Raw genomic sequence first — 13,737 nt, forward strand, 5'->3', positions numbered from 1 at the left:
GTCCGGCCTTCCGTGCCCCGCGCCCGAGGCCGTGTCCTCGCGGTGCGGAGGCCGTTCTCCCCCGGGAGGGCGGTCGTGGGCCCCGGCGGTCGCGCCCGCCGACCCTTGATTGACGAATCATGCAGAGTTCTGCATACTCATGCATCAAGGGTTCCGGTTTCATCAAGGCGAGGAGCAACCAGAAGTGAGCAGCAACAACGGTGACGTCCGGCTCTGGGGCGGACGCTTCGCCGACGGTCCGGCCGAGGCCCTCGCGAAGCTCTCCGCCTCGGTCCACTTCGACTGGCGCCTCGCCCCGTACGACATCGCCGGATCCCGCGCCCACGCGCGCGTGCTGCACACGGCCGGACTGCTCACCGAGGACGAGCTGACCCGCATGCTGGCCGGACTCGACCGGCTGGAGGCGGACGTCGCCGACGGCTCCTTCGTCGGCACCGTCGCCGACGAGGACGTCCACACCGCCCTGGAGCGGGGCCTCCTGGAGCGCCTCGGCGCCGAGCTCGGCGGCAAGCTGCGCGCCGGCCGGTCCCGCAACGACCAGGTCGCCACCCTCTTCCGGATGTACCTGCGCGACCACGCCCGGATCATCGGCGGCCTCGTCGCCGACCTCCAGGACGCGCTCGTCGGCCTCGCCGAGGCGCACCCGGACGTCGCCATGCCGGGCCGGACCCACCTCCAGCACGCCCAGCCGGTGCTCTTCGCCCACCACGTGCTCGCCCACGCCCAGGCCCTCTCCCGGGACGCCGAGCGGCTGCGCCAGTGGGACACCCGGACGGCGGTCTCCCCGTACGGCTCCGGCGCCCTCGCCGGCTCCTCGCTCGGTCTCGACCCGGAGGCGGTCGCCAAGGACCTCGGCTTCGAGCGCGGCTCGGCGGGCAACTCGATCGACGGCACGGCCTCCCGCGACTTCGTCGCCGAGTTCGCCTTCATCACGGCGATGATCGGGGTGAACCTCTCCCGGATCGCCGAGGAGATCATCATCTGGAACACGAAGGAGTTCTCCTTCGTGACCCTCCACGACGCCTTCTCCACCGGCTCGTCGATCATGCCGCAGAAGAAGAACCCGGACATCGCCGAGCTCGCCCGGGGCAAGTCCGGCCGCCTCATCGGCAACCTGTCCGGCCTGATGGCCACCCTCAAGGCCCTGCCGCTCGCCTACAACCGCGACCTCCAGGAGGACAAGGAGCCGGTCTTCGACTCCTGCGACCAGCTGGAGGTCCTGCTCCCCGCCTTCACCGGCATGATGGCCACCCTCACCGTCAACCGGGAGCGCATGGAGGAGCTGGCCCCCGCCGGCTTCTCGCTCGCCACCGACATCGCCGAGTGGCTGGTCAAGCAGGGCGTGCCGTTCCGCGTCGCCCACGAGGTCGCCGGCGAGTGCGTCAAGGTCGCCGAGTCCGAGGGCAAGGAACTGGACGAGCTGACGGACGAGCAGTTCGCCAAGATCTCCGAGCACTTCACCCCCGAGGTCCGCGCGGTCCTCGACGTCCCCGGCGCCCTCGCCTCCCGCGACGGCCGCGGCGGCACCGCCCCCTCGGCGGTCGCCGTCCAGCTGGTCGAGGTCAAGGCGGACCTGGTCATCCAGCACGCCTGGGCGACCGCCAAGAACAAGTAGCGCGGCCCCGTCCCGCTCCACCGGAAGGCCCCCTCGCGGGGCCTTCCGGCATTTCCGCGTCCGGCGTTTCCGCATCCGCTGTTTCCGTGTCCGGCGTTTCCGCGTCCGGCGGCGCCGGTCCGTCCACGTCCCGCGTGAGGCGTCGGGGTTTGAAATGAGACACAGATGTATCACCCAGTGTATGGTTGTCTCATGTCAGTCGACCGCACCCAGGTGCTCCGCACCGCCGCCGCCCTGCTCTCGCGCAAGGCGACCGCCACCATGGACGAGGTCGCCCGGGCCGCGGGCATCGGGCGGGCCACGCTGCACCGGCACTTCGCCGGGCGCGACGCGCTCGTGCGGGCGCTGGAGCAGATGTGCATCGAGGAGGCGGAGGCCGCGCTCGACACGGCCCGGATCGAGGAGGGACCGGCCGACGAGGCCGTCCGGCGGCTCGTCGCCGCCTCCGAGCCCGCCGCCCCGCTGCTCGCCTTCCTCGTCACCGAGAACCAGCTGTTCGAGGGCGAGGGGCAGAACGAGGGCTGGGCCCGGCTCGACGCCCGCCTCGTCGCCCTCTTCCGGCGCGGCCAGGAGGAGGGCACCTTCCGGATCGACCTCAGCCCCGCCTGGCTGTGCGAGGCGTTCTACGGGCTGATCGGCTCGGGAGCCTGGGCCGTCGCCGACGGGCGGGTCGCCGCCAACGACTTTTCTTACATGATCGCCGAGCTGCTGCTCGGCGGAGCGCGCAGGAGCGTGGAGAAGTGATCACCGAAACCGTCCACCCCGGCAAGGGCAGCGGAGAGAGCCATACCGAGGGCGTGCGCCGTCCCGGCCGGTGGCTCGCCCTCGCCGCACTCGTCCTGGCCGTGCTGCTCGTGGCCGTGGACGCCACCGTGCTCGGCCTGGCGACCCCCTTCCTCTCCGAGGACCTGAAGCCGTCCGGCACCCAGCTGCTCTGGATCGGCGACGTCTACTCCTTCGTCATCGCCGGTCTGCTGGTCTCCATGGGCAGCCTCGGCGACCGCATCGGCCGCAAGAAGCTGCTGCTCGTCGGCGCCGCCGCGTTCGGCGCCGTCTCGGTCCTGAACGCCTACGCGACCAGCCCCGAGATGATGATCGCCGCGCGCGCCCTGCTCGGCGTCGCCGGCGCGACCCTGATGCCGTCCACCCTGGCCCTCATCCGGAACCTCTTCCACGACCCGCGCGAGCGCAGCCTCGCCATCGGCATCTGGGGCGCCATGGCCTCGGCCGGCGCCGCCGTCGGCCCGGTCGTCGGCGGTTTCCTCCTGGAGCACTTCTGGTGGGGCTCGGTCTTCCTCATCAACCTGCCCGTCATGGCCGTCCTGGTCGTCATCGGCGTCAAGCTGATCCCCGAGTCGAAGAACCCGAACCCGGGCCCCTGGGACCTGCCCAGCGTCGCCCTCTCCCTCGTCGGCATGATCGGCGTCGTCTACGCCGTCAAGGAACTGGCCTCGCACGGCCTCACCCTCGACGTCGCCGCCGCCACCCTCGTCGGCGCCGGCGGCCTCGCCTGGTTCGTCCGCCGCCAGCTGACCCTGCCGGCCCCGCTCCTGGACATGCGCCTGTTCCGCAACCGCGGCTTCTCCGGCGCCGTCCTCGCCGACCTGCTGACCATCCTCGGCCTCGCCGGCCTGGTGTTCTTCCTGTCCCAGTTCTTCCAGCTGGTCCAGGGCCGCTCGCCGCTGGAGGCCGGCCTCGCCGAACTGCCCGCCGCCGTCGGATCGGTGACCGCCGGTCTGCTCGCCGGCCGGGCCGCCCGCCGCTTCTCGGTCCGCTCGGTCGTCGCCGGCGGCCTCGCCGCCATCGGCCTCGCCCTCGCCGTCCTGACCGCCATCGGGCAGACCACCGGCTACCCCCTGCTCGGCGCGAGCCTGCTCGTCGTCGGCGTCGGCGCGGGCCTCGCCTTCACCGTCACCGCCGACGTCATCCTCTCCAGCGTCCCCAAGGACCAGGCCGGATCCGCGTCCGCCGTCTCCGAGACCGCGTACGAGCTCGGCGCCGCCCTCGGCATCGCCGTCCTCGGCTCCATCGTGACCGGCGTCTACCGGGGCTTCAACACCCCGGCCGGAGTCCCCTCCGACGTCGCCGCGGCCGCCCACGACTCGCTCGGCGGCGCCGTCGAGGCATCCGCGGCCCTCGACCCGGCCCGCGCGGACGCGCTGGTCTCGGCCGCCCAGGAGGCATTCGTCGACGGCCTGCGGATCGCCGCCGGCGTCGGCGCGGCCGTCCTCCTCGCCACCGCCGTGGCCGCCTGGTTCCTCCTCGGGGACCAGAAGCTCGCGGACGGCGCCGAACACTGACGGACCCCCGTCCCCACGGGAAGAGGGCGCCCCCGGAATCGTTCCGGGGGCGCCCTCACGCGTACGCGGCGACCGCCGGGCCGCCGCCTTCACGCGGCGACCCCTGGGCCACCGTCCCTACGCGGCCTCCTTCGCCTTCGTGGCGTACATGTCCACGTACTCCTGGCCCGACAGCCGCATGACCTCCGCCATCACCGAGTCCGTCACCGCCCGCAGGACGTACCGGTCGCGGTCCATGCCCTCGTAGCGGGAGAACTCCATCGGCTCGCCGAAGCGGACCGTCACCTGCACCGGACGCGGGAAGCCCGCGCCGCCCGGCTGCGCCTTGTCCGTGCCGATCATCGCGAAGGGGACGACCGGCGCGCCGGTCATCAGGGTCAGCCGGGCCACGCCCGTACGGCCCCGGTAGAGCCGGCCGTCGGGGGAGCGGGTGCCCTCCGGGTAGATCGAGAAGATCCTGCCCTCCTCCAGCACCCGGCGGCCCGTCATCAGCGCCGCGACACCGCCCCGGCCGCCGTCCCGGTCCACCGGGATCATGCCGACGCTGGTGAAGAACCAGGCCATCAGCCGGCCCTTGATCCCGGTGCCCTTCACGTACTCGTCCTTGCCGATGAAGAAGACCTGGCGGTCCAGGCAGATCGGCATGATCATCGAGTCGATGAAGGTGAGGTGGTTGCCCGCGAGGATCACCGGACCGGTCCCGGGGACGTTCTCGGCGCCCTCGACACGGGGGCGGAACATCAGACGCAGGATCGGACCGAGGGTGGCCTTGACGATCGCGTGACGGGACAACGGTTCCTCCGGTGTCGGGCGGGCGGCTTCGGGGAGCCGAAGGTGCAGCACGGGACGATACTCGCGGGTCGCCACCGTCCGCACATCGGGTTCACCGAACGGATACGCGGTGTTGACGCGTGTTTCCGCCATGTTCCGCCCAGGTCTGCCGCCCGTAGGGGATCACTGCCTAGCGTCGGGGCCACCCCATGACAGGTGCGGGACATCACACAGGAGGACCTCCATGACCCAGGGCGCACCCCGGACCCCGGACCGCCGCACGGTGCTCGGAGCGGCCGGCGCCGCCGCGCTCGCCGTCCCCGCCGGACTCGCCGCCGGCACCGGCACCGCGCAGGCCGCCGAGACCGGCCGCACCCACGGACAGGGCGGCGGGCGCGGCTACCGCTCGCTCCCCGTCCCCACCGTCATCGCCCACCGCGGCGCCAGCGGCTACCGCCCCGAGCACACCCTCGGCTCCTACCGGCACGCCCTGGACCTCGGCGCCCATGTCATCGAGCAGGACCTCGTCCCCACCAAGGACGGACACCTGGTCTGCCGCCACGAGAACGACATCACCGGCACCACCGACGTCGCCGACCACCCCGAGTTCGCCTCCCGGAAGACCACGAAGTCCGTCGACGGCGTCTCGTACACCGGCTGGTTCACCGAGGACTTCACCCTCGCCGAGCTGAAGACCCTGCGCGCGAAGGAGCGCATCCCCGGCACCCGGCAGGAGAACACCCTGTACGACGGCCGCTGGACCGTCCCCACCTTCGAGGAGGTCCTGCGCTGGGCCGACGAGGAGGGCCGCCGCCGGGGCCGCGAGATCTGGCTCCACGTCGAGACCAAGCACCCCTCGTACTTCCGCTCCGTCGGCCTCCCCCTGGAGGAGCGCCTCGCCCGGCTGCTCCGCCGCTACGGCCGCCACCGCGCGAACTCCCCGGTCTTCCTCCAGTCCTTCGAGCCGGGCAGCATCCAGCGCCTGGCGAAGCTGGTCGACTCCCCGCGCGTGGTCCTGCTCTCCGGCGCGGCCACCCGCCCCTGGGACTTCACCGAGGCAGGCGACCCGCGCACCGTCGCCGACCTCGTCACCCCCGCCGGGCTGCGCTGGATCGCCTCGTACGCCCAGGGCATCGGCCCCACCCTGGACCTGGTGATCCCCCGCGACGCCACCGGCCGCCTGGGCACCCCCACCACGCTGGTGCGGGACGCCCACGCCGAGGGCCTGATCCTCCACCCGTACACCCACCGCAACGAGAACACCTTCCTGCCGGCCGAGTTCCGCCGGGGCACCGACCCGGCCGCCTACGGCGACTCCTTCGGCGCGCTCGCCCGGTACCTGGAGACGGGCATCGACGGGATCTTCTCCGACAACACGGACACGGCCCTGCTCGCCGCGGCCGACTTCGCGGAGCGGACCGCCCGCTGACGCGGGCCCCCGCCGACGCGTGCCACCCGGCCGGCGCCGTACGCCGACCGGGTGGTTCCCCGCCCGCCCCGCAACCGCGCCCCGGCGCCCCCGCATCGTGCCGGGCATGACCTCCCCGGAAACCCTCCTCGCCACCCTCACCCCGCTGCTGGCCGCCGAGTCGCGGGCCGAGGCCGCGGCCGCCGGGATCGAGCCCGACGACCTCGAACAGGCCGTCTGGCTCCGCCTCCTGGAACGGCTCCGCGCCGACCGCGCCCCCGAACGGCCCGCCGACTGGCTCCGCCGGGCGGTCCGCGCCGAGGCCCGCAGGGCCCGCCGCACCAGCGGCCGGGAGCGCCCGTACCACGAGGAGAACCCGCCGGACGCGGACCCGGAGGCGCACGGCTCCCCGGAGGGCTCCGCCCTCACCGCCGAACGCCGCCGCACCCTCCGCGCCGCCGTCACCCGGACGCCCGGCCGCTGCCCCCGGCTCCTCGACGCGATGCTCGACCCCGCGGACCCCACCTACCGGGAAATCGCAGGGACGTTGGGTATCTCACAAGGAAGTCTGGGGCCGATGCGTTCCCGTTGCCTGGGATGCCTGCGCAGAATGCTCGCGGCAGAGGTTCCCGCCCCCGGCCGACGGGGAAGGGTGCGGGGGACCGATCGGTGACCAGATGAGCGGGAGGCATGCGCACATGGGCCTGAGTGTGACCATCTCGGCTGCGGACGCGCGCGACGCGGAGCAGATCCTGAAGCTGCAGTACCTCTGCTACCAGAGCGAGGCCGAGCTGTACGGGGACTGGTCCATCGAACCGCTCACCCAGTCGCTCGACGCCGTCCGCGCCGAGCTGGCGGCCGGACACGGGCTGGTGGCCCGGCTCGGCGACGAGGTGATCGCCTCCGTGCGCGCCCGGACCGACGAGGACGGCACCGTCCACATCGCCAAGCTCATCGTCCACCCGCGCATGCGCCGCCACGGCATCGGCGGCCGGCTCCTCGACGCCATCGAGCACCACTTCGCGGCGGCCGGGACCGCCCCCAAGCGCTTCCAGCTCTTCACCGGCCACCGCAGCGAGGGCAACCTCCGCCTCTACCGCGCCAAGGGATACGCCCGGACCGGCGCCCGCGAGATCGGCCCCAGGCTCACCCTGGTCACCCTGGAGAAGGCCGCCTGACGCCGCTCAGGCGGTGGCGGCGCGCGACCGCCTGAGCCACCAGATGCCGGTGAGCGGCAGCAGCACCGGGATGAAGACGTAGCCGTAGCCGAAGTCCGACCAGACCGTCGCGTCCGGGAAGGCGGACGGCTCGACCAGCGTCCACGTCCCCACGATCAGCACGCCCGCCAGCTCGGCGGCGCAGCACACCAGCGCCGCCCTGCGGGCCGCCTCGCCGCCGCGCACCAGCGTGTAGGTGATGAAGACGTACACGACCGCGGCCACCGCCGAGAGCGCGTAGGCCAGCGGCGCCCGGTCGAACTCGGTCGACACCTGGTAGACCGAGCGCGAGACCGCGCCCACCGACATCACGCCGTACAGCCACACCAGCAGCATGCCGGGGCCCTTGACCAGCCGGGTCCGCCCGCCGTCCGCCGCGGCCCGCTCCCGCGTCTCCGCCATGATCAGCCCACCGTCCAGATGTCGAAGAGACGCACTTCCAGGACGGCGAGCACGACCGCGCCCGCCGCCACCGTCGCCGAACCCCAGCGGCTCCGCTCGGCCAGCGACATGAAGCCGGCGATCGGCACCGCGCACAGCGCGCCGAGCAGATAGGAGACGAAGATGACCGTCCCCTCCTCGGCCTGCTCGCCGCGGGCCAGCTGCACGATGCCGACGATCAGCTGCGCCAGGACCAGGAAGGTCACCACGGCCATGCCGATGAAGTGCCAGTCCTTGGTCGGCTGGTCCCGGTAGGCGGCGAAGCCGCACCAGGCGGCGAGGGCGAGCGCGGCCACCGATACCGCGACCGTGAGGGCGTCAAGCATGCGCCCGAGGGTATTACGGACCGAATGGCCCGATGCGCTCGCCCCCGCCCCGGACGCTCGGCCCGGCGCGCCCACCCCCTCGCCCCGGACGCACGGCCCGGCGCGCCCACCTTCTTGGCCCGGACGCACGAGCCAGGCGCGCCCGCCCGCCGCCCCGGACGCACGGCCCGCCCGGCCGGCCCCGCCGGGGCCCGTCCGGGACCCCGCGCGGCCGTGGCCTTGGCCACACCGGCCGGGTCCGCGCCGCCCCCGCCGCGCCTCCCGGAGAACCCGCTCCCGCGCAGGCCGCGCACGGCGGAGCCCGTACGGGACCCCGCCGGACACCGTCCACGGGACGTCTCAGCGCTGTCCGATATACGGACACCGGACTTCCGTTCGCACCTGCGCATGCTTTACTTGCAGACATGACCACGACGAGCAGCCGCATCCTTGCGACCGAGGCGATCCAGACGCCCGGTGCTCTTCGCATGTGTCGAATGTGCGCCATCTGAGGGCCCCCGCCTGAGCCTCGCGCCCCGAAGCGAGACCCCGACGGCCGAGCCGATCCGACCGCCCCACCGGCGCCGGACCGTGCCCGCCCCGCGCACACCGCCTCCCGGCCCCGCCGGAACGGCCTCCCCGTGCGCCTGACTGTCCGATTGACGAATGCCCCGTGCACGGCGGACCCACGCGTCGCGCACTCGACAGTGACGGAAACCCCTGTGATCACCACTTCGGGCCTGACCAAGGTCTACGAGTCGCGCGGCCGCCAGGTCACCGCCCTGGACGGCGTCGACCTCCACGTCCGCGAGGGCGAGGTCTTCGGCGTGATCGGCCAGAGCGGCGCCGGCAAGTCCTCCCTCATCCGCTGCGTCAACCTCCTGGAGCGCCCCACCTCCGGCACCGTGACCGTCGACGGCGTCGACCTCACCGCCCTCGCCGGCAAGGGCCGCCGCGCCGGCAAGGACCTCCGCCGGGCCCGCAGCCGCATCGGCATGGTCTTCCAGCACTTCAACCTGCTGTCCTCCCGCACCGTCCAGGACAACATCGAGCTCCCCCTGGAGATCCTCGGCGTGTCCGGTGCCGAGCGCGCCCGCCGCGCCCTCGAACTCCTCGACCTCGTCGGCCTCGCCGACAAGGCCAAGAGCTACCCCGGCCAGCTCTCCGGCGGCCAGAAGCAGCGCGTCGGCATCGCCCGCGCCCTCGCCGGCGAACCCAAGGTCCTCCTCTCCGACGAGGCCACCAGCGCCCTCGACCCGGAGACCACCCGCTCGATCCTCCAGCTGCTGCGCGACCTCAACCGGCAGCTCGGCCTCACCGTCCTGCTCATCACGCACGAGATGGACGTCGTCAAGACCATCTGCGACTCCGCCGCCCTCATGCAGAAGGGCCGGATCGTCGAGTCCGGCACGGTCGCCGAACTCCTCGCCACCCCCGGCTCCCAGCTGGCCGCCGAACTGTTCCCGGTGAGCGGCCACGCCACCGGCGCCGACCGCACCGTCGTCGACGTCACCTTCCACGGCGAGGCCGCCACCCAGCCGGTGATCTCGCAGCTCTCCCGCACGTACAACATCGACATCTCCATCCTCGGAGCCGCGATGGACACCGTCGGCGGGAAGCAGATCGGCCGCATGCGGATCGAACTGCCCGGACGGTACGAGGAGAACGTCGTCCCGATCGGCTTCCTGCGCGAGCAGGGCCTCCAGGTCGAATCCGTCGAAGACCCGCACGGCGAGGGCGCGCCCGCGCTGCCCCTCCAGCAGCACGTGCTCGTGAAGGAGAGTGCCAAGTGACCTGGGAAGAGATGCGCCCCCTGCTCGAACAGGGCACGGTCGACACCCTCTACATGGTCCTGTGGGCCACCGTCGTCACCATCGTCGGCGGCCTCCCGCTCGGCATCCTCCTCGTCCTCACCGACAAGGGCGGACTGCTCCAGAACCGGCCCGTGAACAAGGTCGTCGGTGCGATCGTGAACATCGGCCGCTCGCTGCCGTTCATCATCCTGCTGATCGCCCTGATCCCCTTCACGACCTTCGTCGTCGGCACCTTCATCGGCCCGACCGCGATGATCGTGCCGCTCGCCATCGGCGCCATCCCCTTCTTCGCGCGCCTGGTCGAGACCGCCATCCGCGAGGTCGACCACGGCCTGGTCGAAGCCGTCCAGTCCATGGGCGGCTCCATCCCCACCATCGTCCGCAAGGTGCTGCTCCCGCAGTCCCTGCCCTCGCTGGTCTCCGCCGTCACCACCACCGTCATCGTGCTCATCGGCTACTCGGCGATGGCCGGCGCGGTCGGCGGCGAGGGCCTCGGCTCCAAGGCCGTCACCTACGGGTACCAGCGCTTCGACACCACCTTCATGCTCGTCACCGTCGTCGTCCTGGTCGCGATCGTCACGATCGTCCAGCTCGTCGGCGACGCCGCCGTACGGCTCCTCGCCCGCCGAGGCCGCACCGCCTGACGGCCCCCCAGACCTCATCCCACGAGCCCGGACTTGTTGTCCAGGCGTCCACCGCACCACCAGAAAGAGGCACTCTTCGTGCGTAAGAACACCAAGCTCGCCGCCGGCTTCGCTTCCGTCACCGCCCTCGCCCTCGGCCTCACCGCCTGCGGCACCTCCTCGGACCCGGCCTCCAAGGACGAGGCCGGCTCCGCCGACAAGGCGCTCGTCGTCGCCGCGTCCCCGACGCCGCACGCCGACATCCTGAAGTTCGTCAAGGACAACCTGGCCGAGAAGGCCGGCCTCAAGCTGGAGGTGAAGGAGTTCACGGACTACGTCCTGCCGAACACCGCCACCGAGAACGGCCAGGTCGACGCCAACTTCTTCCAGCACAAGCCGTACCTCGACGACTTCAACAAGAAGAACGGCACCCACATCGTCCCGGTGGTCGACGTCCACCTGGAGCCGCTCGGCCTCTACTCCAAGGGCCTGAAGTCGGTGAAGGACGTCAAGGCCGGCCAGACCGTCGCCGTCCCCAACGACACCACCAACGAGGGCCGCGCGCTCCACCTCCTCGCGGACAACGGCCTCATCACCCTCAAGGACGGCGTCGGCACCGACGCCAAGCTCTCCGACATCACCGACAAGAAGGGCCTGGAGTTCAAGGAGCTGGAGGCCGCCACCGTCCCCCGCGCCCTGAACGACGTCGACGCCGCCGTCATCAACGGCAACTACGCGATCGAGGCCGACCTGTCCCCGGCGAAGGACGCCCTGGTCCTGGAGAAGGCCGAGGGCAACCCGTACGCCAACTTCCTGGCCGTCAAGGAGGGCAACGAGAAGGACGCCCGCGTGCAGAAGCTCGCGAAGCTCCTCAACTCGCCCGAGGTGAAGAAGTACCTCGAGGACACCTACAAGGGCTCCGTCGTCCCCGCCTTCGGTGCCGTCAAGTAAGCACACCCGCACCGCCCTTGAGCGCAAGGCCCCGCCCGCCCCGTCCGGCGCGCGGGGCCTCGCGCGCGTCACCCCCGCGTCCGACCCGGCCATGCGCGCGCCGCGCCCCATGCTGCATGCTGTGCGTTCACGGTCTCAACGGACGGTCTTCGGTACGGAGCTGCGCATGACTACCACCTTTCCGGACATCTCCATCAACACGGACCGGCTGGTGCTGCGCCCGTACGAAGAGGCCGACATCCCCGCCTTCGTCGAGATGATGAACGACGAACTCGTCACCGCCTGGACCTCGGTGCCGCACCCGTACACCCGCGCCCACGCCGAGGACTGGGTCCGCAGGATCGCTCCTGCGGAACGGACCGAGGGCCGCGGCATCGTCTTCGCCGTCACCGAGTTCCTGACCCAGCGTCTGGTCGGCACCGTCCACCTCCACGACACCGACTGGCACGTCCGCGCCACCGAGGTCGCCTACGTCACCGCCCCCTGGGCCCGCGGCGAGGGCTACGCCACCGAGTCCGTCCTCGCCACCGCCCGATGGCTCTTCGGCGACCGCGGCTTCGAACGCCTCCAGCTGCGCACCGCCGCCGACAACACCGCCTCCCAGCAGGTCGCCCAGAAGATCGGCTGCATCAGCGAGGGCGTCCTGCGCAACGCCTGGATAGCGCGCAGCCTCACCGAGAGCGGCGAGTGGACCGACATCCGCACCGACCTCATCGTCTGGGGCCTCCTCCCCGAGGACCTCGACGGCCTCGCCGACCAGATGGCCGAGGCCGGATACTCCTCGTACACCGACTGGAGCTGAGCGTTCCGGGGGCCGAACCGGGGTACGCTCGGCACGCCCCCGACCTGCGACGACACCACAGGAGACAGACGCGATGGCCGACCGGGTCACGGTGATCGGCTGGGACGGCTCGCCCCTCACCGCGGCGGCCAGGTCCGCGCTCTCGGCCGCCACCCTGGTGGCCGGCGCCGCCCACCACCTGGCGCTCCCCGAAGTACCCCCCGGCGCCGAACGCGTCCGGCTCGGCAGCGTCGGCCTCGCCGCCCGCCGGATCGCCGGACACCGCGGCACCGCCGTCGTCCTCGCCGACGGCGACCCCGGCTTCTTCGGCGTCGTCCGCGCCCTGCGCGCCCCCGAGCACGGCCTGGAGGTCGAGGTCGTCCCCGCCGTCTCCTCGGTCGCCGCCGCCTTCGCCCGGGCCGGCATGCCCTGGGACGACGCCCGCGTCGTCGTCGCCCACGAGAAGACCCTGCGCCGTGCCGTCAACGTCTGCCGCGCCCACCCCAAGGTCGCCGTCCTCACCTCCCCGGGCGCCGGCCCGGCCGAACTCGCCCTCCTCCTCGACGGCGTGCACCGCACCTTCGTCGTCTGCGAGGAGCTCGGCACCTCCCGCGAACAGGTCTCCGTCCTCACCTCCGACAAGGCCGCCGACCACACCTGGCGCGACCCCAACGTCGTCCTCGTCATCGGCGGCGCGGGCGGCACCGGCGCCTCGGCCGCCCCCTGGCTCCTCGGCCCCGACCCCGCCGCCGGAGCCGCCCGGGGCTGGGCGGAGCCGGACGCGCGGCCCCAACCCGAAGGGCGCCCCGGCATCGGCCAGGACCCCACCCTGCGCGCCGTCCAGCTCGCCCGCCTCGGCCCCCGCACCGGCGACCTCGTCTGGGACGTCGGCAGCGGCGGCGGGAGCTTCGCCGTCGACGCCGCCCGCTTCGGCGCCGCCGTCATCGCCGTCGACGCCGACCCGGCCGCCCGCGCCCGCACCGAGGCCGCCGCCCGCCGCCACGGCGTCCTCCTCCAGACCGTCACCGGCCGTGCCCCGCACGTCCTGGAGAGCCTTCCCGAACCCGACGTCGTACGGGTCGGGGCGGGCGGCGTCCCCGTCGTCACCGCCTGCGCCGACCGCCGTCCCGAACGGATCGCCGCCCACGCCACCACCCGCGACGAGGCCGAGGCGATCGGCTCCGCCCTCACCGCCGGCGGCTACGCCGTCGAGAGCCTGCTCCTCCAGACCGTCGGCCTCGATCCCGCGGAGTGGACCGAGCGCGGGCGCTCCGTCGTCTTCCTGCTCACGGGCCGCAGGACCACCGGCGCCCCGTGACCCGTCCGTCCGTCCGGGCAGGTAGGCTGGCCGATTGTTGTACCGCACGGGGACGTTCGGCATGTTGTTCGTCAATGTCCCGAATCGACGACCGTCTTGACCCGTTCTCGACGGTCACCGGCGTGCGGGACACCGGGGGGACCGCGCGACGTGGCGCAGTCCACAGCGCACCGTGGCGGAACCTCCTGCCACG

General features: G+C 72.7%; 14 protein-coding genes. 11 read left to right on the top strand and 3 right to left on the bottom strand.

Annotation, left to right across the window (positions count from 1 at the left end):
• The first annotated feature begins 184 nt into the window (after positions 1-184).
• From argH to IE326_RS31660, 3 genes are all read left to right on the top strand, one after another.
• Positions 185-1,615 carry an argininosuccinate lyase gene (argH, locus tag IE326_RS31650; RefSeq protein WP_190043976.1) on the top strand — a complete coding sequence of 477 codons (1,431 nt, stop codon included), beginning with the start codon at positions 185-187 and terminating at the stop codon, positions 1,613-1,615.
• Positions 1,616-1,807: 192 nt separating this feature from the next.
• Positions 1,808-2,359, top strand: coding sequence for a TetR/AcrR family transcriptional regulator (locus tag IE326_RS31655; protein ID WP_150227311.1), 552 nt, complete (start codon positions 1,808-1,810; stop codon positions 2,357-2,359).
• Positions 2,356-3,915: an MFS transporter gene (locus tag IE326_RS31660; protein WP_373310330.1), complete on the top strand. Its 1,560-nt coding sequence runs from the start codon at positions 2,356-2,358 to the stop codon at positions 3,913-3,915. The genes IE326_RS31655 and IE326_RS31660 overlap by 4 nt, the downstream gene beginning before the upstream one ends.
• Positions 3,916-4,032: 117 nt before the next feature.
• Here the strand turns inward: IE326_RS31660 and IE326_RS31665 are convergent, their stop codons facing one another.
• Complete coding sequence (locus IE326_RS31665) at positions 4,033-4,656, bottom strand: lysophospholipid acyltransferase family protein (RefSeq protein WP_373310355.1); 624 nt, start codon at positions 4,654-4,656, stop codon at positions 4,033-4,035.
• A 274-nt stretch (positions 4,657-4,930) separates the two neighbouring features.
• Between IE326_RS31665 and IE326_RS31670 the strand changes: the two genes are divergently transcribed.
• The 3 genes from IE326_RS31670 to IE326_RS31680 all read left to right on the top strand — a co-directional run bounded on the left by IE326_RS31670 (position 4,931) and on the right by IE326_RS31680 (position 7,272).
• Entirely contained in the window at positions 4,931-6,115 is a 1,185-nt protein-coding gene (locus IE326_RS31670; RefSeq protein ID WP_150227309.1) for a glycerophosphodiester phosphodiesterase, read from the top strand.
• Positions 6,116-6,221: 106 nt separating this feature from the next.
• On the top strand, positions 6,222-6,767 hold the full coding sequence (locus IE326_RS31675) for a sigma-70 RNA polymerase sigma factor region 4 domain-containing protein (RefSeq protein WP_150227308.1): 546 nt from the start codon (positions 6,222-6,224) through the stop codon (positions 6,765-6,767).
• Between the two features lie 25 nt (positions 6,768-6,792).
• Positions 6,793-7,272 carry a GNAT family N-acetyltransferase gene (locus tag IE326_RS31680; RefSeq protein WP_030756191.1) on the top strand — a complete coding sequence of 160 codons (480 nt, stop codon included), beginning with the start codon at positions 6,793-6,795 and terminating at the stop codon, positions 7,270-7,272.
• Between the two features lie 6 nt (positions 7,273-7,278).
• Here the strand turns inward: IE326_RS31680 and IE326_RS31685 are convergent, their stop codons facing one another.
• Positions 7,279-7,713, bottom strand: coding sequence for a hypothetical protein (locus IE326_RS31685; protein ID WP_190043977.1), 435 nt, complete (start codon positions 7,711-7,713; stop codon positions 7,279-7,281).
• Between the two features lie 2 nt (positions 7,714-7,715).
• On the bottom strand, positions 7,716-8,078 hold the full coding sequence (locus tag IE326_RS31690) for a hypothetical protein (RefSeq protein ID WP_150227306.1): 363 nt from the start codon (positions 8,076-8,078) through the stop codon (positions 7,716-7,718).
• Between the two features lie 701 nt (positions 8,079-8,779).
• On the opposite strand from IE326_RS31690, the gene IE326_RS31695 reads away from it, so the two are divergent.
• The 5 genes from IE326_RS31695 to cbiE all read left to right on the top strand — a co-directional run bounded on the left by IE326_RS31695 (position 8,780) and on the right by cbiE (position 13,544).
• Positions 8,780-9,850 (top strand): methionine ABC transporter ATP-binding protein, encoded by a 1,071-nt coding sequence (locus tag IE326_RS31695; RefSeq protein ID WP_190043978.1) that lies wholly within the window; start codon positions 8,780-8,782, stop codon positions 9,848-9,850.
• A complete protein-coding gene (locus IE326_RS31700) occupies positions 9,847-10,515 on the top strand; it encodes a methionine ABC transporter permease (RefSeq protein ID WP_190043979.1) in 669 nt (222 codons plus the stop codon). Before IE326_RS31695 ends, IE326_RS31700 begins: the two co-directional genes overlap by 4 nt.
• A gap of 78 nt (positions 10,516-10,593) precedes the next feature.
• On the top strand, positions 10,594-11,445 hold the full coding sequence (locus IE326_RS31705) for a MetQ/NlpA family ABC transporter substrate-binding protein (protein WP_150227303.1): 852 nt from the start codon (positions 10,594-10,596) through the stop codon (positions 11,443-11,445).
• Between the two features lie 166 nt (positions 11,446-11,611).
• On the top strand, positions 11,612-12,247 hold the full coding sequence (locus tag IE326_RS31710; protein WP_190043980.1) for a GNAT family N-acetyltransferase: 636 nt from the start codon (positions 11,612-11,614) through the stop codon (positions 12,245-12,247).
• A gap of 73 nt (positions 12,248-12,320) precedes the next feature.
• Positions 12,321-13,544 carry a precorrin-6y C5,15-methyltransferase (decarboxylating) subunit CbiE gene (cbiE, locus tag IE326_RS31715; protein ID WP_190043981.1) on the top strand — a complete coding sequence of 408 codons (1,224 nt, stop codon included), beginning with the start codon at positions 12,321-12,323 and terminating at the stop codon, positions 13,542-13,544.
• The last annotated feature ends 193 nt before the right edge of the window (positions 13,545-13,737 follow it).

It is taken from the genome of Streptomyces filamentosus (genome assembly GCF_014654895.1).
In the GTDB taxonomy this organism is placed as follows: domain Bacteria; phylum Actinomycetota; class Actinomycetes; order Streptomycetales; family Streptomycetaceae; genus Streptomyces; species Streptomyces filamentosus.